Raw genomic sequence first — 21,831 nt, 5'->3', positions numbered from 1 at the left:
TTGTTACCGATCAAAAAAAGCCGCATCGATAACCGAACCCCCGTTCAGCAAGGCGTCCGTAGTATTGCGACTGCTTTCCCCAACCCTATCCAAGAGATCCAAACCAGTATTTCCGTAACTCGTCCTAGCAGCACTCCACTCGTTTGCCTTACCGGCAGGGTAGTACACAGTGAATCCGTTCGGCTCGTAGATGGTTGTGATTACCGGCTCATCGAGTGGGAATGCTTGGGCGGCAGTGATGGTTAGAATCGCAAGAAGGGTGTGATGGATGAGTTTCATGCGGTCAACTTACCACAATCTCAAGACACAGAGTGTCCTACCCCCTAAGCTTTCTACTTTTTCCCGATCCCCTCTGACCTAAAACCCTAGAGCCGGTTCCCCTAACAGCCTAAACCGACCTCGTCGGCTCCACAATCTTGAGCTTCGGAAAGTAGGTGCGGTAGTAGCCTCTATCGCGGGTCATCAGTTGATCTGCCTGGAGTGAGGCATGGGCTCCGACTAGAAAGTCAGCGAGCATTCGAGGCTTCGGATCTTTGCTGCGGGATTTGTAGGCGATGTAGGCCTGCCCGGCGTGGAATGAATCCTCCATACTGAAGTCGATGAGCCTCAGGCCCATCTCGCGCAGGCACTTCTCCTGCTGGGATGCAGAGGAAAAATGTCCGGCAATCTCAGCCACAACAATTGGGGAGATAATGAGGGCACCCTGCTGGCGGGCCTCATCCAGCGCATGGATAGCTGGATCGGTGAACCGAGAAGGACTCCCGATCACATCAATCAGGATGTTGGAATCAATGGCGGTGATCATGGTGCCCTCTAATCGACATCCCCGGAGGGAACGTTGCCGCGTAGGAGATCCATTGCCTCGATGCTATCGCCGTAGGGGACTTTTCGTTTGCCTGCCACGCCCTTGAATTTAGCAAAGAAACTCGTCTCCTTGGCCTTGGTGGCGAGGAAGGTGCCGGAGGGCCCCAAGCGGATGTCGATGCGGGTGCCCGGTTCCAGTCCCAAAGCCTCACGAATCTCCACCGGAACGGTGATCTGCCCCTTGCTACTGATCGTCGTGGTCATGCCTTTACAATAAAAGTAAAGTGCAACAAGTAAAGGGACTTTAGAACGACAGCATCCAGCTCACCAAGTTACTTGATCCCCTCCGACCTAATAGTCCAACAGTCTAAAAAGCTAACAGCCTTGGCTTCTTGGTCGCCTTATGCCTGTCATGATTTGAAAAGAGTCAGGTAGGGATCGAAGACAAAGCTTCGGTTTCGGCGTTGCCCGGTTATCTCCTCGAGAATTTTTGCCTCAACAAGGTCGGAAATCAGAGCTGATACGGTATTGCTCGAAACTCCCGTGACTTGAACCGCCTTTTTCACATCAATCACCGGATGCGCGTAGAGCTGACTCATCAGCACCTGCGCCGTTGGCAGCCGTCTAGTGCTGAAGCGCGGCATGACCTCAGCGTCAATGCGATGCTTGAGGCTGAGAACCGAGCGGAACAAGCCTGCTGATGAGCGCGCCGTCTCCTCCACTCCGTAGAGGAAGAAGACCAGCCACGACCGAAGATGATTTCCCTCCCGCACGGCCATGAGGTGATCCACATAGGCCGTTTTGTTACGCTCAAAATAGTCCGAGAGATAGAGCGCGGGTTTGATCAACAAGCCGCGGGCGGCCAGGTAGAGCGAGATCATCAGGCGACCCAGTCGACCGTTGCCGTCCAGAAACGGGTGGATCGTCTCGAACTGGTAATGGGCGATAGCGATACGCAGCAGCGGATGGGCGAAGAGATCCTCCGCATGCAGCAGCTTCTCCAAATCACTCATCAGCTCTGGAACATGCTCGTGATTGGGTGGCACGAAGGACGCATGTCTCAGACTTACGCCGATCCAATTCTGACTTTTTCGGAATTCACCTGGTTGCTTGTGCTTCCCCCTTACGCCGTCCATCAGCACTGCATGAGTCTCACAGAGCAGACGGTTAGAAAACGGGAGCCGATCAAGCGAGCTGATCGCAAAATTGATCGCGCGAATATAGTTCTGGACCTCCGCCCAGTCATCTCGCTCCTCGGGTTTGAGATCTGCTTCATCCCTGAAGGCATCCTCGATGTTGGTCTGAGTCCCCTCGATACGGCTTGATTGTGTTGCCTCCTTGGCCACATGCATGCGGATGAAGAAGTCGATGTCTGGAATCAACTGGGCAAAGGCGTTCAGCTCTCCCAGGGCACGATCCGCCCGTCCGAGCAGATCCATGAGTTCAGGATCAGCTATTACCCATTCATGGCACACTGGCTCAGGGAGAAAGGCCTTGTATTCCTGGCGTTGCTCATAGCTGCCTGCGGTAAAGTCCGAAAGGTTCATAATGTCAAAAAGTGGTCGTTTTCTGAAATAAGACTCTTTCTTGACTCAAGTTGGCATGCCTCGCAAGCCGTTATTTCAGAAAAAAGCAGTTTTTTGACATAGCGGACTACGTTATGTCAAAAACTCACACGCTTGGAGGCATCATTGATCAGATAAGTCACTGCCACCCCCATAATCCCTTCTGACCTAATAGTCCAACAGTCTAAAAAGCTAACAACCTTGGCCTCTTGGTCGCCTCTCTATTCATCGAGCTCGAACGAAATCATTTAAAAATCTGCTGAAGAATGGTTTGCATAGAATGAATAGATCGGCGTATCCATTCAAAGTGAGCAATCTTCAACAACTCATACGGCTAGCATTTCTTCGGAAGGGGACGATGACGGCGCGTGAGCTGGCAGAGGATGCCGGGGTAAGTCAGCCGACGATTTCGCGGGCTTTGACAAGAATGGGGGGCTCTGTTGTCCGAATCGGAAGGGGAAGCTCCACGAGATACGGAATGGAAGCCCAGGTTGCGGATTTGGGATCACGGTGGCCTCTCTATGTGATTGGCAGTGGCGGGGCTCCCGAACAGGCGGGCGTTCTTCAAGCACTTGTGGGAGGAGGCTTTCATTTGGAGCGAAGCACCGAAGAGCATTGGACAACGCTCGTCGGTGAGCAGTTCCCCAAGGGAATGTTTCCCGGCTTGCCATGGTTTTTGGATGATGTGCGTCCGCAGGGATTTCTAGGGCGAGCCTTTGCCAGAAGGCATGCATCACCATTGGGGCAAGGGCTCGATCCGGCGCTCTGGTCACAGGTAGGTGTGCTTGAGTCGCTGATCCGATATGGAAGCGATCTGCCGGGCGCTTTTGTGATAGGGCATCATGCTTTGACCGAAGCGCTGGCGCTGACCTCACGACCAGCTGTTAAGGATGAGGAGCGTACGGTTGTCTACCCGCTGCGCGCTGAGGAGGCGCTTCAGGGAAATATCGCGGGATCGTCCGCCGGCGGGGAACAGCCGAAATTCACAGCCACCCTTTCCTCCGGTGGATCCATCCGCTCGGTGCTGGTGAAGTTTTCGCCGGAGCTGCACCGTGAGGAGGGGCGTCGATGGGCGGATCTTCTGGCAGGGGAAAAAATCGCCGCTGACATTCTGCGGGAAAACGGGATGGATGTGCCGCAGGTGGAGCTGATCGATGCCGAGAATAGACGTTTTTTGGAAGTGGCACGATTCGACCGCACGCGTGAGGGTGGGCGAATTGCCGCGGTTTCGCTTCGATCATTTGCAGCCGCTTTTCTTAATGAGATCAATGCACCATGGTCCGTAGCTGGTGACGCAATGCATCGCGAGGGCTGGCTCGCCAAGGTGGATGCCGAAAAGCTTTCTTCGCTCTGGAAGTTTGGCCAGTTAATAGGAAACACGGACATGCATTACGGGAATGCAAGCTTCCTGCTGTCACAGGCAAAGCCTCTTACCCTGGCTCCGGTTTACGACATGCTTCCTATGGCTTATCGACCCGTGGAACAATCAGGCGTTCCCGGGATTTCTGAGGCCCTGCTAGGGTTGATAGGAGCAGCAACTCAAGGCCCTGAGTCACTATGGGCCCGTGCCTTTTGGGCGAGGCTTCACGAATCGGAATTGGTTTCAGAGAAGTTTAGGCAACTGGCTGCACGCCATGTCGCAGCCTTCCCAAACCACACTAACGTGATCTGATTCGTAACGAGCTTCGAGAGGGAGATGCTCAAGAGCAATGACTCCTGTGCATTGTGTGCCTCCTGTGCATCTTGTGGCCATGAATCAGTTTAAACCGTTCTAATCGTTGGCATGATCGTCTGGAGACCCCATCCAGCCAAAACCAGTTTCCCCATCTTCTCTGACCTAAAAGCCTATAGCCTAAAAAGCTAACAGCCTATTTCCCCCCCTCATCTCCTTGCAAAAGCGAGCAGGGCGCGGTGATCGTGCTGATCCGCGGATTTCAAGGAATCGATGTAGTGTTTGCGGATTTCAGTGGGTGATTCGAGGTTGGAGTCACCTCCCCAGGAGAAGCGGGTGCTTCCGAGTTCCATGACGAGGAGATCCGCTGCCAGACGGGCATGGCGGCCATTGCCGTTCGGATAGCAATGAATCCAGACGAGTTTGTGATGGAAGCGGATCGCCAACTCGTCGGGGGTAAAGGCTTTTTCATCGCGCCACGCCGTTGCCTCTCGGCAGAGGAGTTCGAGTTGGGAGCTGATCATTGGCCAGTGGACTCCGATGTTTCGATCTGCTTTACGGTAGTGCCCAGCCCATTTCCATATGGTGCCGAACATGCGGCGGTGGAGTGCTTTGAGAAACAGCGGATCCAGGGCGCTTGACCGGCGCTCCCTAGTCTGGAGCCATGTTTCAGCTTCGAGGATGTTGGCCTGCTCCAACTCGTTTAGTTCGCTACGCAGAGTAATATGGCTCGGGATCAATCCTTCCTCCTCTGTAGGCGTCAGAGGTGTTGCTCCTTCGGGATCGTCTTGGTTCATTTCCAAAGGGATGAAGGCTTCTCAAGAAGGGACTTAATGATGGTTTCACGCGACTGCTTCCGAGCTGCAAGTGAATCAACGCCTTGGGCCTCCAAGCGCATGGTCTGGTTCACGTTGCCGAGCATCTCGTCGGCCTTGGCCCCGGCGCGTCGTTCCATAGCCGAGGTGAGGCCCTTTCTCGGAACAAGGGCATAGACAAGGTCACAGTCCAGAACCTCCGCTGCTTTGCGAAGGCTCTTGAGGGAGATCGTCCCGGCGGCTTCGGATTGCTCCAGGGCGGAAGCGCTTGCCGGAGCAATGCCAAGACGTTGTGCGAAATCGACACCGCGCATTCCGAGACTCGAGCGAATAGCCCTGATCCAACCGCACGGGGGGGCTTTCGGGTTGACGAGTGACTTCCATGGGGTGAGCTTCTCGTCAACTTGTTGACGGCTTAGGGCTAGGAAGGCAGTTTTCACCCTTATAAATTAGACTATAACCTGAAACAGTCAACATGCTATTAGACTGCAGTCTAAAGAAATATGCGTATTATTAGATTATAATCTAATAAAATAACTGCGGTTGCTCTGGACTACAAAACCCATAGGACCTAAAAAACCTGCCGTACAAATTCCCCTCGCAGGAAAAATCATGGTGTGGGAAATTCACTCCATGACGAGAAAAGTCACCATCACGAAGTCTGTCGAGGCGCCGCTTCTGAAATGCCGTATGTGGGGAGGTAGGGTGATGGGGGCAAAGCGCCGCATCGCTTCCACCAAGATCGCTACCGCAATCCGAGAGGATCGGGATGCTCGGCAGGGCGTGCGGATGACGAATCTAAGAGCTGCTATTGCGATGGGCATTCAATCAGCCGATTCGGGTGATCTCTATGACTGGGATGAAGCCGTGCAAATCGAGATCAAAGCTCTGGGACGATCCCGACGGGGTTGAAGTTCTGAGCCCCCCCGCTTTCGTGACTTGAGATGTGTGTGGGACCATCTACCTTGGAATCATGACCACGATGCTGGATGTTAAATCCCTTTCTAAGGTGGAGAAGTTGCGTCTCTTGGAAACTCTCTGGACCGCCCTTTCCAGCGAGGCGGCATCGGTGACTTCACCGGCTTGGCATGAAACTGCACTGAACGAGGCCAGCAGACTCTATGCAGAGGGAAAGGCGTCCTTTGCAGATTGGTCGGAGGCAAAGGCACGACTTCGCAAATCAGTCTCGTGAGAATCCGAATCCTCGATCTTGCAGAGCGAGATCTTCTCGAGGGGTATGGTTTTTATGATGCCCAGGATTCCGGTTTAGGAGATTACTTTCTCGACACTCTTTTTTCAGACATTGATGCGCTGAAGATTGAAATGCACGATCACAATGGCATGGATGCAGTGCCGAAGGTACTGCGGGGAGGAAGGCCTTGCGACTCACTCTCGCAAGCCAGCTTGCAGGGATGATCCGCCAGGCATTCCAGCTCCGATCCTCGGAGCTCATTCCATTTGTTCCCCCGGTCTTACTTGGATCCCCCTTGGGTCCTTCTTAGTGGTTCAAATTCCCTGCGGATGTCGATGCTTTACCCACTCCAAACAGCGAGGAACCCTGGCTGGATCAAATTCATGAACAGACAATTCCAAGAAGCAAAGAACCGGCTGAGCGAGGGGCCTGGGTTTTCTCCCGATCCCGAGCAGCTTCCTAACAGTCCAATAGTCTAACAGTCTTAAACGCTAAAGCGCTAAAGCGCTTGGCCGCCTTACTCGATTGCGGCGGGAGACATTAGGTTTACATTACCCCTGTCGGCTCTAAATTTTGCTTCCTCTATGGGCATGGTAAAACCTCCATCGGCATTCCTTGCACTGATCGTCGTCGCGATGGCCTCGCATCTTTCAGCCCAGACGGACGTTAACAAGACGGTCTATAATTTCTGCGTTCAGCACGAGGGTCAGCAGGTCGGAGATGGCATTTGCCAGACGCTGGTGAATGAGGCGCTTCAATCCGCCGGGTTGTCCTGGAATAATGGCTTGGGCCCAGAGGTCTGGCGCATCGCCTCGACGTCACGAGGGGTAGTGATCTCCGGTGATTACAACAAGGTTCTTCCGGGAGATATCGTCTTGTTTCACGATATTTTCGCCGACCAGTATCGGTACAGGGGAGATAGGGGATCAGTGGGAGGAGTGCTTTTCCCCGAGCACCCACAGTCCAATCACATCGGCGTTGTCGATAGACTAAGCCTCGATGGAGTGCGTTACTTCAATCAGAATGCGGGCTGTCAGAAAATGGTGAAGACTGACTATTTCTCCTTCAACGACAACATCGATATTGTCGACTACGTGGCCGTCTTCCGGCCCCGGCCCAGACCATGACAGGCATCCTTACTGCATTCGGCCTCGGGTTTTTGTACTTCATCAGCGCCATCCCCGCAGGTATGGCGGCTCATGCACCCGTCTGGGCAGCCGCTTTGGCCGCATGGCTGGGTTATTCGGCTGGAGGGCTCGTGGTTTTGCTAGCTGGAGCACCGCTACGCGACTGGATCACGCGGAAGCTGAAGATTGATCCGAAGCCGGATAACTCAAAACTCTTCTGGAAGGTCTGGCATCGCTTCGGTCTCTGGGGACTGGGCCTCATCGCCCCCATCACAATCGGGCCCCAAGTCACGGCTATCCTGGCCCTGGCGCTCGGGGAGTCTCCTCGGAGAATCCAGTTAGCCATTGTGCTGGGCGTATTCCCTTGGGTCATCGTGCTGGGGTTTCTCGCATCGTTGGGTTCTGGCTTGCTGCGTTGAATTTCATGCCCCTTTGCTTTGAGTGGGCGTCTTACAGCAGGGAGTACAGGATTCAGTTTATTGGTTCCTCGCTTTTTGGAGTGGGTAAAGCATCGACACCCGCAGGGAATTTGAACCACTAGAACTGTTTCGGTTTGATTTGACGCATGTACATGGGAAGAAATATCGCGCAAAGACGCAAAGGCGCAGAGTAATGGCAACGCTTCTTAGGAAACATCTCCCTTGGAAGGAGTCGTCAGTACCCAGTGTTAATCGAGCAAGTGATTATCCGATTTGATGGGAGTGAGGATAAAAATCTTCTCTGGACCTAATTCTTTGTCTTTTCCTCCGCGCCTTTGCGCCTTTGCGCGAGTCCTTGGCTGTTTTCTTAGTGGTGAAATAACCCTCTGCCTCCCGAAGTATGATCTTACCATCCACCCACAGGAAATAGCGAAGAGCCGGTTTATTTGATTCAACGGAGTTCAGGGTGACGTTGTCTAAAAAGATGGAAGACAACCCTTCCCCTCCCCATGAGAAAAAGCACAACACCCGAACGTGATTGGCTGTACGGACAAAGCGGCGCCCCACTTACGTTCTGCCGCCCTACGCCCCCAGGGCCCATCTCGGGTCCGATCGATGGTCCCCATGAGCCCGATGAACCGCTGAGTGAGTACCTCGATGAGCGACGATGGTCAGAAGAGATCAAGGCTTGGTCCAAAGGACATGCACTCGAACTAAATCAGGTGCCCTTAGTCGACGAGGAATAAGCTAAGCAGAGAGCGTCGGATAGTCCGTGTAACCCTTCTCCGTTCCCCCGTAGAAGGAAGCCTCATCGGGTTTGTTGAGCGGTGCAGTCCGACGGAAGCGTTCTGGGAGATCGGGGTTGGAAAGGAAGGGAACGCCAAAGGCGATCGCATCGGCCCAGCCCTCGGCTAGGGCCTTGTTGCCCGACTCAAGGGTGAAGCCGCCAGCCGAAACGATCTTGCCTTTCCAGAAAGGCTTCAGCTCTTTCGGTCCAACGCCTGCCACGGCACCATGAGCGATATCTTGGGCCGTCACCTGCGTGATGTGGGCGTAAGCAAGGCCGAAGCGGTTCAACTCCTGAAGAACGTGCCCAAAGGTCTCCAAGGGGTTGCTGTCGCTCATGTCATTGAAGACACCGGAGGGAGAGAATCGGATGCCGACTCGATCAGCGCCCCACAGGCTGCAGACCGCCTCGGTGACCTCAAGAGTGAGGCGGGCCCGGTTCTGGACTGACCCACCATAGTTATCACCCCGCAGGTTGGTCCCGTCGCGCAGGAACTGGTCCAGTAGGTAGCCATTGGCATTGTGGATCTCCACTCCGTCGAAACCCGCCTCCTTGGCGAGCTTTGCCCCGTGGATGTATTCTTCGATGATGCCGGGGATTTCACCGGCCTCAAGGGCACGGGGAGTGACATACTCCTCCATGCCGGTTCCTGTGAAGATCTGGCCCTTCGGTTTCACCGCTGACGGAGCGACCGGCTGGGTTCCCTCCTCTTGATAGGCGGGATGCGAAATGCGTCCGACATGCCAGAGCTGGAGGTAGACATGGCCACCCTTGGAATGAATGGCGCTAGTGATCTTTTTCCAGCCGGCCACCTGGGCCTCGGTATGGATGCCGGGGGTATTCGGATAGCCGTAGCCGCGCGATGAGACGGAGGTCGCTTCCGAGATGATCAGTCCCGCCGAAGCACGCTGGGAATAATACTCAACGTTCAGGTCATTGGGAATATTGCCCACCGAGGCACGGCACCGGGTAAGCGGCGCCATGAAAATGCGGTTGGGCAGCGCCAGAGGGCCGAGCTGAATCGGAGAGAAAAGGTCGGGTGTGCTCATGAAGAAAGGGTGTTTAGGCTGAAGACTGTGAGGCTATTGGGAATGACTGGGAAATCTTAACGCCGCATACGCAAGTAGGTTATGAAGGAAATCTTGTTTGATCCTTCTCTGCGCCTCTGCGTCTCCGCGCGAGAATCCTCAGAACGGCAAACCGGGGATGCCTAGTCCTGCCGTGAGCTTGCCCATCTCGTCAGCAGCAAGCTTCTTTGCGTCGGTGGTCGCCTGACGGACGGCGCTCAGGACGAGATCTTCGAGCAGTTCCACATCCTCGGCATTCACCACTTCGGGAGAGATGCGGATGGAGAGAATATCTCCGGAACCAGAGGCCTTCACCGTGACCTTGCCACCGCCCGATGAGGCCTCGACCTCGCGCTGAGAAAGGTCTTCCTGGATTTGGGCCATTTTCTTCTGCGCGTTCGCGGCTGCGCTCATCATCTTTGCAATGTTCATAGAATGTGGGTCAGGTGGTTTTTGTAGTGAGTATCTCAGCCTTGAAGATCTCGAGAGCTTTTTTAATGAGCGGATCGGCCTTGAAGGATTCCATTTCCTCTGGTGTGAGACCGGGAGAAGGTTCCTCGGCTTTTGAGTTAGCGGGTTGAGTGGCTGCTCCCTTCGATGGCATGGAACCAGTGGAACCAGCGGAACTAGTAGAAGCCGAGGAAGCGTGGGAAGGAGTTCTGGCAACCGGAGGCGCTACCGGTTCCGGCTCTGGAAGTGCTGCTGGCTCCTCGCCGGTAAAGCGGGGTTCAAAGGAAATCTTCTCTCCGAGCAGCGTGGAGAGTTGCTCTTCGATCTTCTTGATTGCCTGAGGCCAGAAGAGTGTTTGTGTGTGGGGTTCCAACGAGGGGGGAAACTCCACGGTCACCGTATTGCCGGAGCGTCCAGCGAAATGGCCATCCTCCACCCAGCCGAACTTGAGCGGGGAATCCGCTGCAAGTTTCATGGAAACTGTATGCCATGGGTCCGAGTCCGTTGACGGCGTCGAGAGGTCATCGGGTTCCGGTGATGGGGATGCCGATTCAGCCGGCAGTGCGGTTGAAGTAGTTGGCGCTACGGATGCTGCGGGTTCAGGTGCCGCTGCAGCAGGAACTACAAAAGCAGGCTTGGATGGCTCAACTATTGCAGCGGGAGTGGAAGCAGGAGCCGGGGTCGGTTCCGGAGAAGAGAGAGGAACTGGAATAGCGGGCCTTGCTGCTGGAGTCGGTCGTGACGAGGACGATAGCTTGGGAGTCTGGCGCTCAGGTAGGGGTGTTCCTGCGCGCAGAGCAGTCAGGACATCCAAAACATCCGAGAGGCTCGTCTCTTCGAGCAGATGAACTGCCTTGATCAGGGCAACGTCCAGCTGGAGCTTTTTGTCCGAGGCCCAGCGAAGACGGCCCTCGGTCTCACCGAAGTGATCGAGCAGGACAAGCAGCTTTTCCTGAGCGATCGCCTCTCCCAGCCGGGACTCGTCCGTCGCACTCTCAGATGGATGAACCTTGGAGATAAGCACGTCGCGAAGGAGCCCTACGAGATCACCAAGCAGTCTCGAGAGATCCTTGCCTGCCTCTGCCTGAGCTTTCACGACGGCAAGAGCCGCCGGGGTATCGCGGTTCACAAGCGCATTCCCGAGATCAAGGACGGTCTCGCGCGGGGTGAATCCGAAAACACTATGCACATCTGCCGCGACAATCGTGTTTCCGCAGAAGGCAACCACCTGATCGAGCATCGACTCGGCGTCGCGCATCGCCCCGTCCGCTCCCTTAGCAAGGGCTTCGGCAGCGGCAATCTCGAGGGCGATGTTCTCGTTTTTCGCGATGAAGAGAAGGTGGCCGGAAATCTGTTCCGGGGTCAGCCTGCGTAAGTCGAAGCGTTGGCAGCGGCTTAGGATAGTGGCGGGAACCTTCTGTGCCTCGGTGGTGGCGAAGAGGAACTTCACATGATCGGGCGGCTCCTCAAGCGTCTTGAGGAGCGCATTGAAAGCCGCCGTCGTGAGCATGTGCACCTCATCGATCAGGTAGACCTTATAAGGACCCCGTGCAGGCGCATAAGCGGCATTCTCACGCAGGGTTCGGATGCTCTCGACGCTATTATTGCTGGCGCCATCGATCTCCATGACATCGAGGCTACGTCCTTCGGCGATCTCGACGCAGGCATCGCAGACACCACAGGGATTGTCGGTAGGACCATTCTTGTTGGCCTGACAGTTCAGTGCCTTCGCAAGAATGCGAGCTGAGGAAGTCTTGCCAACACCGCGCGGCCCGACAAAGAGGTAGGCCTGGGCGAGTCGATTCCCCGTGATGGCATTCTGGAGAGTCCGGGTAATGTGCTCCTGGCCAACGACCTCCTCAAAACGCTGAGGCCTGTATTTTCGGGCAAAGACGCGGTAGCTCACAGGAGGCAAAATTTAGGAGAGGCATCCTCCGTTGTCGAGGGTTGAAGGAATGAGCTATGAAAAGAGAATTTAATGCCTTTGCACCTAGTGCTGATCAATCCCATCAGTAGAGCGCGTCAGTTGACGGCGATTCGCTGTCGGACTAGCGTTTGGACATGAGTATAGCGGAACTCCGCCAACTTCCCTCATTGGAGAAAATGAGGATTATCGAGATGCTCTGGAGCGATCTTGCCCTTCGCGATGATGACATCACTTCTCCTTCCTGGCATGGGGAGGAGCTTCGGAAGACCGAGGCTGATTTCACGGCAGGGCGCATCGAGGTTCTGGACTGGCAGCAGGCCAAGAAAGAGCTGCGTGGCCGGTTTGAATGAAAATTAGGATTCTTCGGTCCGCTCTCGAGGATCTTGCATCTGCACGGGAATTTTACGACGGGATGGAAGACGGGGTGGGTGATTACTTCTTCGATTCGCTTTTCTAGGATATCGATTCCTTGACCCTTTATGCCGGAATCCACCGGATCCATCATGGGTTCCATCGAATGATCGCCAACCGCTTCCCCTATTGCATTTATTACAGGGTGATCCAGCAGGAGGCAGTCGTGTTCCGAGTGCTGGATTGTCGCAGAGACCCAGAGGCCGTTCGCGCAGAGCTAAAACGGAGTTGATCTCTGCAGGGGGGAACAACGCTGTGCGCTCAAATCCCAAGCCCTACATCCGTACAAATTCGGCAATGCGTTCGCAGGCCAACTTAATCTGATCCATGCCGGCAGCATAACTGCACCGGACATAGCCTTCACCGCTCGGGCCGAAGGCTGTTCCGGGAACTACCGCGACTTTCTTCGCGTCGAGTAGCTTGAGTGAGAAGTCCTTGCTGGTAAGTCCGGTGCCTCGGATGTCTGGGAAGACATAGAACGCCCCTTTCGGGAGATGGCAGGGGATGCCGGCCTCGTTCAAGGAGGAGACGATATAGTTACGGCGGAGGCGGTATTCCTCCTTCATGCGCTCCATGCTCCGTTGGCCGCGCTCGAGCGCCTCGCAGGCGGCCTCCTGGCTCATGATGGAAGCGCAGAGCATGGAGTACTGATGGATTTTCATCATCGCCTCGATGATGTCGGCGGGACCGCAGGCATAACCGATGCGCCATCCGGTCATGGCAAAGGCCTTGGAGAATCCGTGCAGAAAGAGCGTTCGCTCCTTCATCCCAGGAAGTGCAGCGATGGAGTGATGAGGCAGCTCATCGTAGGTGAGCTCGCTATAGATCTCATCGGTCAGGACAACGAGGTCGTGCTTCACGGCGAAGGCGGCAATTTTTTTCAACTCCTCCAGGGGCATGACGGCACCGGTGGGATTCGTCGGGAAGTTCAACATCAGGACCCGGGTCTTCGGCGTGACAGCCTTCTCAAGATCCGAGGCTTTGAGTGAAAACTCATCCTCGGCGCGCGTCGCCACAGCCACCGGGACGCCCCCGGCAAGTTGGATGCTGGGGCTGTAGGAGACGTAGCAGGGCTCGTGGTAGAGGACCTCGTCACCGGGATTGAGAAGGGCGCGTAGAGCGAGGTCGATGGCCTCGGAGACGCCGACCGTGACGATGATCTCGTCGTGAGGGTTATACTCCACGGCGAAGTGCTGCTCGACATACTTGGCAATCGCGCGTCGTAGGCGAGGGGTTCCGAGGTTGGAGGTGTAGCCGGTTTTCCCTTTCTCGAGGGAATAGATGGCGGCCTCGCGGATATGCCACGGGGTGACGAAGTCGGGCTCGCCGATGCCGAGGGAGATGACCTCTTTCATCGACTGGACGATCTCGAAGAAGTCACGGATCCCCGAGCGGGGAATGTTGCGGACGTGCTCCGCGATGCGGGAACTGCTCATGGCCGAAAAACGTTAGCGCTCCGGTCAGGGGGTGACCGAGAGCCGCTCGGGGGCCTCCTCGACGGCATGGAGCATCCCGTTTTCCTTATAGGTCTTGAGCCGGAAGTGGGTTGCGCACGACTGGACGGCCTCGATGGTGCTGAGTTTATCGGCCACGAAGGAGGCGACCTCGCGAAGGTTGGCCCCCTCGACAACAACCATGAGGTCGTGGCCGCCGCTCATGAGATAGACGCTCTGGACTTCTTCAAATCCAGCAATGCGGTTGGCAATACGGTCGAATCCCCCCTCACGTTCCGGAGTAACGCGAACCTCAATTACAGCGGTAACCGTATCGGTGTCCCACTTTTCGCGGTTGATGACGGCATGATAGCCGAGAATCGTCCCATTGGACTCAAGTTTCGCGATCTTGGCAGCCAGTTCCGCTTCGCTCAGGCCGAGTTGGCGGGCGAGGTCGGCGCGGGGGATCGCAGAGTTCTGTTTGAGGATGCGGATCAGAGAGTCCATGAAGGAAAGGATGAATTATGAATGATGAATTATGAAGAGTAAAAGAATGCACACAGCAACTCATGGGAGCCGGTTACGCAGGCAAGGCTTTCCCTTTCTTAATGACAGCCGCAATGGGAACCACAACCACCTCCGGAGGGAGGGCGCTGGGGTAAAGGTGCTGAGCTTTGCTTGGAAACAAAACCAAAGCCACCCGTGATAACCCGACGTACCGGAACGCCGGTCTCAGGATGCCGGGTCAGAGGAGCATCCTTCATGCTCTGCTGGACCTCGAAGCTCTCGGTCTTATCGCCCTCCTTAGTAGAAATGGTCTCGTAGAGATAAGTCGCCATGTTTGGAAAATGGTGCTCCCAATTGGGAGCAATTTCAAAAGAAAGATCCTGTAAAATCCGACGGGGGTCTATGCGCATCGATAGGACATTCATCATCCTTTCTGAATGCAACCTACTTCACCCAATGATCCGCCTGGCTTCCTCAGCCATCGGATGCTCAAAAGCCGTTTGATAGGCAGCGAGCGTCGATGCTTTGATGCCAAGCCTCTTGCCAGTTTCATGCCATGTTGAAACCGCTTCAAACACCTCCCTCAGGATGGTCTTTGCATCCTTCGCACTGAGTGCAAAGCGGGGCGCTGAGCGAAGCGCGGCTGCAATTGTTGGATCACCCAGATCTTCGGAAATGGGAGTCTTGGGAGTTTGCGATCGATCGATCTCGGGGACCGGATTGAGATCATAAGCGGGGGAGAGTGCCCAACGTCCCGCCCTGAGCATCAGGAATCCGTGATTGCGCAGATGGTCGTCGTAGTTGCTTGCGAGGAGTGAGAAGACTAGGCGTCTCCACAGCTCACGCAGGTCATTTTCGACGTTGTCACCATGTTGACGGATGCCGTCGGCAAGCAGCGTGTAGGCGCCGGGATCATCCAGGGGAAGGGCAAGGAGCGTGTTGGCCGAAAGGAAGGGAATGCGATGTTCACCCTGACGGTCAAATCGAGTGATCACTGAGATGCTCTTGCCATCGACCGAAAGAAGTTGGTGCTCTGCAACGGTCATTCCGGCCTTACGGGCAAGGGTCAACGCCAATACCTCTCCGGCTGCCACATCGAGGGTATCATCCGGCTTTGGGAACTTTGCAATCGCCAGACTGCCATCACGAAGAGTTATGGCCGATTTCGGGCGGGCCCCTCCCAGAGGAGAACCCCTTCCCAGTAGGAATCTGAGATCCTCCGCTGTTTCACTCTCCCCATGCACCGCATTGGCAGCATTGAGCAAAGCCGTCAACTGAACGATTGGAGGCAATTTTCCAGAAGACTCACCCAAAAAAGGACTCCCGCCCTCGGAACGAAAGCGCAGTGCTCCAATCCGCGAGGCATCATCAAGCGCCAATGCATAGTCCAGATCATGTCGGGGTATCCGCTCAAGAAGTCCCTTGCTCGCGGAGCGTTTGATAAGCACCCGCCCCCAACGGTCGGGGCCACAATCGGCAAAGGCGCCAAAAAGCATCGGTGCATGATGGGGGCCGGCCCGGAGGGGGAGTGAAGTCGGATCAATGGGAAAAGCATCCGAGCGTGCCAGCCACTCGGCGGAGTATTCAAAAGAAGTCGCTGGGGTGCGCTCTGATGTATGGAGCTTCCCGACAAAAAGAGGCTTACCTTTCCAATCAATGTGTACCTCGATGGTCATACGGCAGTGCGTCGGATGCGGTGGATACGTTTGGCAAGTCGGCCCTCATCAAGGTCGAGGGCAATGGCATCGGTTGATGGGTTGGCAAGATTTGCGAGGCGATCGTGCATTTGGAGAATGAAGGCAGCGGTTGCCAGGGTGCCGATACCCACCGAGGGATCCCCCTTTTCAAGACGCCATAAGGTATCCCTGCTGACAAAAAGCCGGGACGCCATGTCTGCGGTCGAGATACCCCTCTTCCTTCGGGCAATCGACAAGTCCCGCCCCAGCTTTCGCAGGGCATGGCTAGCCGGTAGTGGCATGGAAGATGGCTGAAGCATGGAAGTAAAGTCTGCTATAGGAGACCTTATGTCAACTTATGACTGAGATATCGGTCAGAATGGCATTTATCGGAGATCGTCTAGAGATCGGACTACACTAAGGGGAGGCGATGAGATGGATTTCGTATTCGGGTGTTTTGGTGTGTGTTCATCCTCGGCACGCTGAACGAAAAAATCCTTGGTACTCCCGCTTGGGAGAAACTTTTCAGGGGCTTCTTTTGATGAGTGATATCGCAGAAAACTTTCCTAAAGCCCTCAAAACCTCTTTTAAATCTCAATAACGACTTATGACTAGGGAGGAATTATTACCACCAAAGCCGAAGGCGTTAATCACGACATTCTTTATTTTGGCTTCTCTTGGCTGGTTGGCAACGTGGTTCAACGCGAAGTGCTTATCCGGTCTGAAAAGGTTGATCGTCGGGGGGATCAGTGACTGCTCTATTGATTTAACAGCGCCAATAAGTTCTATCGCGCTGGAGGCTCCACACAAATGACCTGTCATGGATTTTAGAGCTGTTACGGGTGTCGAGTGGTGACCAAAGAGAGATTGAATGGCTCTGGCCTCGGCGCGATCTCCAGCTTTTGTTGAAGTAGCATGGGCAATGACGTAGGAGAGTTCCGAGGGCTGGCACTTTGCCTGCGCTAGTGCGGCATTCATCGATGCGGCTACACCCTTCCCATCGGCACTTGGCTGAGTGATATGATAAGCGTCCGTCGTTAGCCCATGACCAATGATCTCGGCTAAAATCGTAGCGCCACGCCTGCGTGCATGAGACTCCTCCTCAAGAACAAGAGCTCCCGCTCCCTCCGAGATGACAAAGCCGTCGCGTTCAAGATCAAAGGGCCGGGAAGCTTGTTGCGGTGAGGAATTGCGCTGGCTCAGCGCTTTCATGGCACAAAAACCGCCGACCATCAGCTCGCAAATCGGGGCTTCACTACCTCCGGTGAGTATGAAGTCGGCCTCTCCATTTCTAATCAGCCGCCAGGCCTGCCCAATTGCCTCACTTGCGGAAGCGCAAGCGGCTCCTACAGAAAAATTTGGCCCCTCTAGACCCAACTCTATGGCCACCATGGCCGCAGCCATATTGGTACGAAGCATGGGAATCAGAAAAGGGGAGAGTTTACTCGGGCCTTTCTCAACTAGAATCTGGAATTGCTTCGACAGGGTCGTGATTCCGCCGTTGGAGGCTCCAAAAACAACACCCCCTCGATTCGGATTGAACGTATGGAGATTCTTTAATCCGGAATGAATAAAGGCCTGACTAGCGGCAGCAACAGCGAACTGACTGGAACGATCCGCGCGTAATCCCTTCTTCGGATGGGAAAAATGGGGAGCTGGGTTGAAATCCTTTACTTCACCGGCAATCTGGGATGTCAGGCGGGATGGATCAAAAGCGGTGATCTTATCAATGCCACTTCTTCCGTGAATCAGGCCTTCCCAAAAGGAATCAACCGTATTGCCGAGCGGCGTCACTGCTCCCATACCTGTAATGACAACTCGTAAACTCATTAATCAAAAAAGTTCATCTTAAGGTTGATCAGAAAGTCCACACTTGGCGAGTTGAGAGGCTTTGGGATGTAAGCACAAAGTGATCAAGGATCATTGTCTCAGCGAGACGCGACGAACGAACAACACGGCTTACCCCTTAGATGCCCTCTTAGCATGAAGAGGTTTGGATTTTGTCTCGACGACCCGACGGACGCTGGTTCTTTTTTTCGGATTTGAGGTTTTAACGATCTCCCGTACTAAGGAGTTCGGGAAGTGTCTGGATGGAGTGATCGCGTAGAAGCTTTCGCGGATCTTATCGATACGGTGAAGCTCCACCAAAGTTCCGTTCTTGAGTTCGTCACGGACGACAACCCTAGGCACCAAGGTGATAGCATCAACCTCCCGGGCAAGCAGGCGCAGCATTGCCATGTCGGCCACCTCTGCGACGATCTGTGGCCGGATTCCGTGCTGACGCATCAGAACATCGAAGCTTCCCCTGATGTTGCTCTCCATGCTTGGAAGCACCATGCCGACTCCGCGCAAGGATTCAGGAAAACGGAATTTCTCGTCACGTCGATGGCCGACGAGAATGACTTCCTGATCACTGATCAGATGGTTTTGAAGGCCCGTCTGGGCATCAGGGGGCACCGGCAGATTGGAAAGAACCAGATCGATGGTGTGTGCATCGAGCATACTCAGGAGGTCGCGCAGGGCGCCCGTCCTAAGCACCAGTTCGATATCGCTCCTATGGAGAAGTGGTCTTACCAGCTCGAGTTGGAAGTTCCTGGAGAGTGTGGTGACCGCCCCGATACGCAAGACTTGCCGCTGTTTTGGCACTCGGTGCTTGAGCGTGTCGTAGAGTTCTTCGCCTGTTCGGAAAATGGTTTCCGCATAGTCGAGAGCTATGTGGCCCGCCTCCGTCAGGAGTAAGCGCTTGTTGCTTCGTTCAAAGAGGCGCTGACCGAGACTTTCTTCAAGTTGAGCCAACTGGGTGCTCAATGCGGATGGGGAGATGCGCAGATGACCGGCGGCGCGCGTGAGGTTCCCTTCCTGGGCGATCGCGCGGAAGTAACGGAGGTGATGGTAATTCAGGAAAGGCATGGCAATCGTTTTATAATAATGAACGATCTATTCTAATACATCTATTGGATCAAACAGAAAGAATCGGTCTAGTCTTGGAGGCATGACCATCCTTCATTCCTTGGAAATCCTCTTTGCGGAGAACTCCTCCGTACCCGTGTTGCTAACGCCTTTCCCCCTGCTGCTGCCGCTCCTCATTCAACGGAGGCTGGCGAACAGCCACAGCGGGACGATGGGAAGGGTGGTTTCCCTCCTCAGCCTCACCTCCCTGCTCCTGGCAGTGATTGCCTGTGCTGCACTGGTTGTAACGGGAGGGCCGATTCATCATGAGTTCATGTCGTGGGGGGCTATGGGACTGACTGTCTACTTCGATGCCGTCTCAGCAATCATGCTTCTCCTCGTCAGCTTCCTTGCAGTCTCCGTGATTTTCTTTTCAAAGAATTATCTGGGAGGCAATCCCGATCAGGGTCGGTTCTTCAAGTGGCTCTCAGTGACCGCCGGATGTGTGCTGCTGCTCGTGGTCTCCGGAAACCTTGCCCTCTTCGTCCTCTCCTGGATGGGGGTCAGCATGGCCCTGCACAAGCTGCTCACCTTCTATCCCGACAGGCCAGCTGCCCTGATGGCTGCTCGGAAGAAATTCCTCTTCAGCAGGCTCGGTGACATCGCCCTCCTTGCCGCGCTCTGGTGCGCCTGGTGCGCCTTCGGGACCCTTGACTACGCCGCCCTCTTTGACGGTGCTTCCCGGGAGGAGGCTCCGCTCCAGACGATCGCCCTCCTCCTGGTGGTGGCTGCGGTCCTGAAGTCGGCCCAGTTCCCCTTCCACGGATGGCTGCCCGACACGATGGAGACCCCCACGCCGGTTTCCGCCCTCATGCACGCGGGCATCATCAACGCGGGCGGCTTCCTCATCATCCGGTTCAGCCCGCTCATGGCCCAGGCCCCCAAGGCGCTGGAACTCCTCGCGGCGGTCGGCGGGTTCACCGCCCTCTTCGGATCACTCGTCATGATCACCCAGACCAGCGTGAAGAGGACGCTCGCCTTCTCCACGGTCGCCCAGATGGGATTCATGATGCTGCAGTGCGGCCTCGGGGCCTTCGCCCTGGCCCTGCTTCACATCACGGCCCACTCGCTCTACAAGGCCCACGCCTTCCTCTCCTCGGGAAGCGTGATCGCCGCATCGCGGTCGGCCGGTTCTCCGCCCGCGCGGAGCTATCGGGGCCTTCTCGGGGCGCTTGCGGCCTTCGCGGTGGCGGGTGGTCTGGTCGCCCTCCTCTCCTTCCTCTCCGGAAGTGCCCCCTGGGAGGACTCCGGCCGCTTCGGCCTCGGTCTGATCCTGTTCGTGGCCCTCGCCCAACTCCTCTGGCACTGGTGGTCGACCTCCTCGGGCGTCATCGGATTCCTCTCGGGACTCGCCGTCGCCGCCGGCGTCGGCCTCCTCTCGGTCGCCCTCCACGAGGGGACGCGGCATCTGCTCGGCGACTCCGTCGCCCCGGCCCCGGCCTTCACGATGGCCTGGCCGATCGCTCTCCTCACGGCCCTCTCCTTTCTGCTGCTGGCTCTCCGGGCCTTCCTTCCCCCGACATGGGCATCGACGGGGGCGGGCCGCACCCTCTTCGTCCACGCCTACAACGGATTCTATGTCAACACCGCCGCCAACCGCCTGATCGCCTCGATCTGGCCGCCCCGAGCCCGGAAATCCTGACCCTCTCACTCACTCCAAAAGACCCTTAACCCACTTTCACGCCCACTCTAATCCTCACCGCCACCATGCATTCCAGCGCCTCCATGATCCCCTCCCACACGTTCAGGACCCAGGCCGATGAAGCCTTGGGCCGCATCGCACCGCTCTGGCCGCTCTCGCGGTTCGTCGCCGTGAATCCCTTTGTCGGGCTCTCCGACATGCCCTTCACCAAGGCCGCCGGTGTGCTTGCCCGGAATGCCGGTACGCCCCTGGCACTCCCCCCTTCCTTCTACCGGGAGCTCCACGGGGCCGGGAAGATCACCGCGGAGGATCTGCGGAGGGCGATCGGCGAAGCGGATGCACGGCTCACGCCGGAGAATCTTGTAGCCGGACTTCAGGCCGACGCGTGGGAGCTGCCGCTTCCTCCGGCCAATCTCCCGAGTGCACGGATCGACGCGGAGGGCGGAGCCCGGTGGGGCGCCTTCGTGACCGAGGAGATTTCCAAATGGTGCACGGCCTACTTCGACGGCGGTCAGGCGCTCTGGGGATTCCCCTGGAAGGGCGTGCCACTCTTCGCTGCCTGGCGGCAGGCCGCCTCGCTCGACAGGAACCCCGAGACGGCGGGCCTGAGGGGGTGGAGGGAATTCGTCCGGGGGCTCGGGGACGATCCTGCCCACGAGATCGACAGGGCGGCCGCCGCCCTGGGTCTCGAAGAGTCCGCGGCAACGGAGGTCTTTCACTCCCTGCTGCTCGGCATCGGCGGCTGGGCGGGTCACCTGAAATTCCTCGCTCATGAAAAAGGGCTCCAGGGAGAACAGGACGACACCCTGCGGCATCTGCTTGCCATCAGGTTGGTCTACGAGTGTGCGCTCAAGAACGCCTTCCCATCGGTGGCCTTCACCGCCCCGACCGGCCACGCGGAGGTCCCGGCGAGCACCCCCAGCACCCCCGCCGCCCCCGCTCCCCAGTTCCTCTGGCAGCGGGCCCATGAGATCGCCACCCGGCGGAAGCTCTTCTCGCAGCTCGCCTCCCTGGGAGGAGGCAGGTCGGGAGAGGCTCCCGACTTCCAGGCAGTCTTCTGCATCGATGTCCGGTCGGAGGTCTTCCGGAGGGCGCTCGAACAGGTGGCCCCGTCCGGAAAGACCATCGGGTTCGCCGGCTTCTTCGGGTTTCCGATCGAGGCGGTGCCCGCGGGCGAGACAAGCGGCACCCCGCAGTGCCCCGTCCTCCTGACCCCCGCCGTGAAGGTCCCCTCGCACGGCTCTCAGGCTGAACTCGGCGCGATCGCGCGGCACAAGCGGTTCGCCGGAGCCTGGAAGTCCTTCAAGAACTCCGCCGTCTCGAGCTTCGTCTTTGTCGAGACACTCGGGCTCGGTTTCCTCGGCAGGATGATCCAGGACCTGACAGGT

General features: G+C 56.4%; 25 protein-coding genes. 9 read left to right on the top strand and 16 right to left on the bottom strand.

Annotated elements, in window-relative coordinates:
* Positions 1-3 precede the first annotated feature (3 nt).
* The 4 genes from K8R57_05970 to K8R57_05955 all read right to left on the bottom strand — a co-directional run bounded on the left by K8R57_05970 (position 4) and on the right by K8R57_05955 (position 2,351).
* Positions 4-279, bottom strand: coding sequence for a hypothetical protein (locus K8R57_05970; GenBank protein ID MCE9587844.1), 276 nt, complete (start codon positions 277-279; stop codon positions 4-6).
* A 109-nt stretch (positions 280-388) separates the two neighbouring features.
* Complete coding sequence (locus tag K8R57_05965) at positions 389-805, bottom strand: type II toxin-antitoxin system VapC family toxin (protein MCE9587843.1); 417 nt, start codon at positions 803-805, stop codon at positions 389-391.
* Positions 806-813: 8 nt separating this feature from the next.
* Positions 814-1,068, bottom strand: coding sequence for an AbrB/MazE/SpoVT family DNA-binding domain-containing protein (locus tag K8R57_05960; GenBank protein ID MCE9587842.1), 255 nt, complete (start codon positions 1,066-1,068; stop codon positions 814-816).
* A 146-nt stretch (positions 1,069-1,214) separates the two neighbouring features.
* Entirely contained in the window at positions 1,215-2,351 is a 1,137-nt protein-coding gene (locus tag K8R57_05955) for a Fic family protein (GenBank protein MCE9587841.1), read from the bottom strand.
* A gap of 325 nt (positions 2,352-2,676) precedes the next feature.
* On the opposite strand from K8R57_05955, the gene yjjJ reads away from it, so the two are divergent.
* The gene (gene yjjJ / locus K8R57_05950) at positions 2,677-4,041 is read left to right on the top strand and encodes a type II toxin-antitoxin system HipA family toxin YjjJ (GenBank protein ID MCE9587840.1); all 1,365 of its coding nucleotides are present in this window, start codon (positions 2,677-2,679) and stop codon (positions 4,039-4,041) included.
* A 209-nt stretch (positions 4,042-4,250) separates the two neighbouring features.
* Here yjjJ and K8R57_05945 read toward each other — a convergent pair whose 3' ends face one another.
* Positions 4,251-4,838 carry a mobile mystery protein B gene (locus K8R57_05945; protein ID MCE9587839.1) on the bottom strand — a complete coding sequence of 196 codons (588 nt, stop codon included), beginning with the start codon at positions 4,836-4,838 and terminating at the stop codon, positions 4,251-4,253.
* Positions 4,835-5,296: a mobile mystery protein A gene (locus K8R57_05940; GenBank protein ID MCE9587838.1), complete on the bottom strand. Its 462-nt coding sequence runs from the start codon at positions 5,294-5,296 to the stop codon at positions 4,835-4,837. The genes K8R57_05945 and K8R57_05940 overlap by 4 nt, the downstream gene beginning before the upstream one ends.
* Positions 5,297-5,489: 193 nt before the next feature.
* Here K8R57_05940 and K8R57_05935 point away from each other — a divergent pair, with 193 nt between their 5' ends.
* The 5 genes from K8R57_05935 (at position 5,490) to K8R57_05915 (ending at position 8,340) form a co-directional block, all read left to right on the top strand.
* Positions 5,490-5,768, top strand: coding sequence for a hypothetical protein (locus K8R57_05935; GenBank protein MCE9587837.1), 279 nt, complete (start codon positions 5,490-5,492; stop codon positions 5,766-5,768).
* A 70-nt stretch (positions 5,769-5,838) separates the two neighbouring features.
* Positions 5,839-6,048 (top strand): addiction module protein, encoded by a 210-nt coding sequence (locus tag K8R57_05930; GenBank protein ID MCE9587836.1) that lies wholly within the window; start codon positions 5,839-5,841, stop codon positions 6,046-6,048.
* Between the two features lie 590 nt (positions 6,049-6,638).
* Positions 6,639-7,175, top strand: a complete 537-nt coding sequence (locus K8R57_05925) for a hypothetical protein (GenBank protein ID MCE9587835.1) — start codon at positions 6,639-6,641, stop codon at positions 7,173-7,175.
* Entirely contained in the window at positions 7,172-7,594 is a 423-nt protein-coding gene (locus tag K8R57_05920) for a hypothetical protein (protein ID MCE9587834.1), read from the top strand. The genes K8R57_05925 and K8R57_05920 overlap by 4 nt, the downstream gene beginning before the upstream one ends.
* A 509-nt stretch (positions 7,595-8,103) precedes the next feature.
* On the top strand, positions 8,104-8,340 hold the full coding sequence (locus K8R57_05915; protein ID MCE9587833.1) for a hypothetical protein: 237 nt from the start codon (positions 8,104-8,106) through the stop codon (positions 8,338-8,340).
* A 1-nt stretch (position 8,341) separates the two neighbouring features.
* Here the strand turns inward: K8R57_05915 and K8R57_05910 are convergent, their stop codons facing one another.
* From K8R57_05910 to dnaX, 3 genes are all read right to left on the bottom strand, one after another.
* On the bottom strand, positions 8,342-9,430 hold the full coding sequence (locus tag K8R57_05910) for an alkene reductase (GenBank protein MCE9587832.1): 1,089 nt from the start codon (positions 9,428-9,430) through the stop codon (positions 8,342-8,344).
* A gap of 138 nt (positions 9,431-9,568) precedes the next feature.
* Positions 9,569-9,880: a YbaB/EbfC family nucleoid-associated protein gene (locus K8R57_05905; protein ID MCE9587831.1), complete on the bottom strand. Its 312-nt coding sequence runs from the start codon at positions 9,878-9,880 to the stop codon at positions 9,569-9,571.
* A gap of 10 nt (positions 9,881-9,890) precedes the next feature.
* Positions 9,891-11,813 (bottom strand): DNA polymerase III subunit gamma/tau, encoded by a 1,923-nt coding sequence (gene dnaX, locus K8R57_05900; protein MCE9587830.1) that lies wholly within the window; start codon positions 11,811-11,813, stop codon positions 9,891-9,893.
* Between the two features lie 146 nt (positions 11,814-11,959).
* On the opposite strand from dnaX, the gene K8R57_05895 reads away from it, so the two are divergent.
* Positions 11,960-12,175 carry an addiction module protein gene (locus tag K8R57_05895; GenBank protein MCE9587829.1) on the top strand — a complete coding sequence of 72 codons (216 nt, stop codon included), beginning with the start codon at positions 11,960-11,962 and terminating at the stop codon, positions 12,173-12,175.
* A gap of 336 nt (positions 12,176-12,511) precedes the next feature.
* Here K8R57_05895 and K8R57_05890 read toward each other — a convergent pair whose 3' ends face one another.
* The 7 genes from K8R57_05890 to K8R57_05860 form a co-directional block, all read right to left on the bottom strand.
* The gene (locus tag K8R57_05890) at positions 12,512-13,672 is read right to left on the bottom strand and encodes an aminotransferase class I/II-fold pyridoxal phosphate-dependent enzyme (protein ID MCE9587828.1); all 1,161 of its coding nucleotides are present in this window, start codon (positions 13,670-13,672) and stop codon (positions 12,512-12,514) included.
* Between the two features lie 24 nt (positions 13,673-13,696).
* On the bottom strand, positions 13,697-14,176 hold the full coding sequence (locus tag K8R57_05885; protein MCE9587827.1) for an Lrp/AsnC family transcriptional regulator: 480 nt from the start codon (positions 14,174-14,176) through the stop codon (positions 13,697-13,699).
* A 98-nt stretch (positions 14,177-14,274) separates the two neighbouring features.
* Complete coding sequence (locus tag K8R57_05880) at positions 14,275-14,508, bottom strand: zinc ribbon domain-containing protein (GenBank protein MCE9587826.1); 234 nt, start codon at positions 14,506-14,508, stop codon at positions 14,275-14,277.
* 117 nt (positions 14,509-14,625) lie between these two features.
* Entirely contained in the window at positions 14,626-15,852 is a 1,227-nt protein-coding gene (locus tag K8R57_05875; GenBank protein MCE9587825.1) for a type II toxin-antitoxin system HipA family toxin, read from the bottom strand.
* Positions 15,849-16,172 (bottom strand): helix-turn-helix domain-containing protein, encoded by a 324-nt coding sequence (locus tag K8R57_05870; protein MCE9587824.1) that lies wholly within the window; start codon positions 16,170-16,172, stop codon positions 15,849-15,851. Before K8R57_05870 ends, K8R57_05875 begins: the two co-directional genes overlap by 4 nt.
* A gap of 274 nt (positions 16,173-16,446) precedes the next feature.
* Positions 16,447-17,682 (bottom strand): beta-ketoacyl-ACP synthase II, encoded by a 1,236-nt coding sequence (gene fabF, locus K8R57_05865; GenBank protein ID MCE9587823.1) that lies wholly within the window; start codon positions 17,680-17,682, stop codon positions 16,447-16,449.
* 129 nt (positions 17,683-17,811) lie between these two features.
* Complete coding sequence (locus K8R57_05860) at positions 17,812-18,762, bottom strand: LysR family transcriptional regulator (protein ID MCE9587822.1); 951 nt, start codon at positions 18,760-18,762, stop codon at positions 17,812-17,814.
* Between the two features lie 82 nt (positions 18,763-18,844).
* On the opposite strand from K8R57_05860, the gene K8R57_05855 reads away from it, so the two are divergent.
* Both K8R57_05855 and K8R57_05850 read left to right on the top strand, forming a co-directional pair.
* The gene (locus K8R57_05855) at positions 18,845-20,443 is read left to right on the top strand and encodes an NADH-quinone oxidoreductase subunit L (protein ID MCE9587821.1); all 1,599 of its coding nucleotides are present in this window, start codon (positions 18,845-18,847) and stop codon (positions 20,441-20,443) included.
* A gap of 83 nt (positions 20,444-20,526) precedes the next feature.
* Positions 20,527-21,831, top strand: a 1,305-nt coding sequence (locus K8R57_05850) for a DUF2309 domain-containing protein (GenBank protein ID MCE9587820.1), incomplete at its 3' end; no start/stop codon positions are given.

This window comes from Verrucomicrobiota bacterium (assembly GCA_021413925.1).
Lineage (GTDB): Bacteria > Verrucomicrobiota > Verrucomicrobiia > Chthoniobacterales > UBA6821 > UBA6821.
This window is presented reverse-complemented; position numbering and strand designations above follow the sequence as displayed.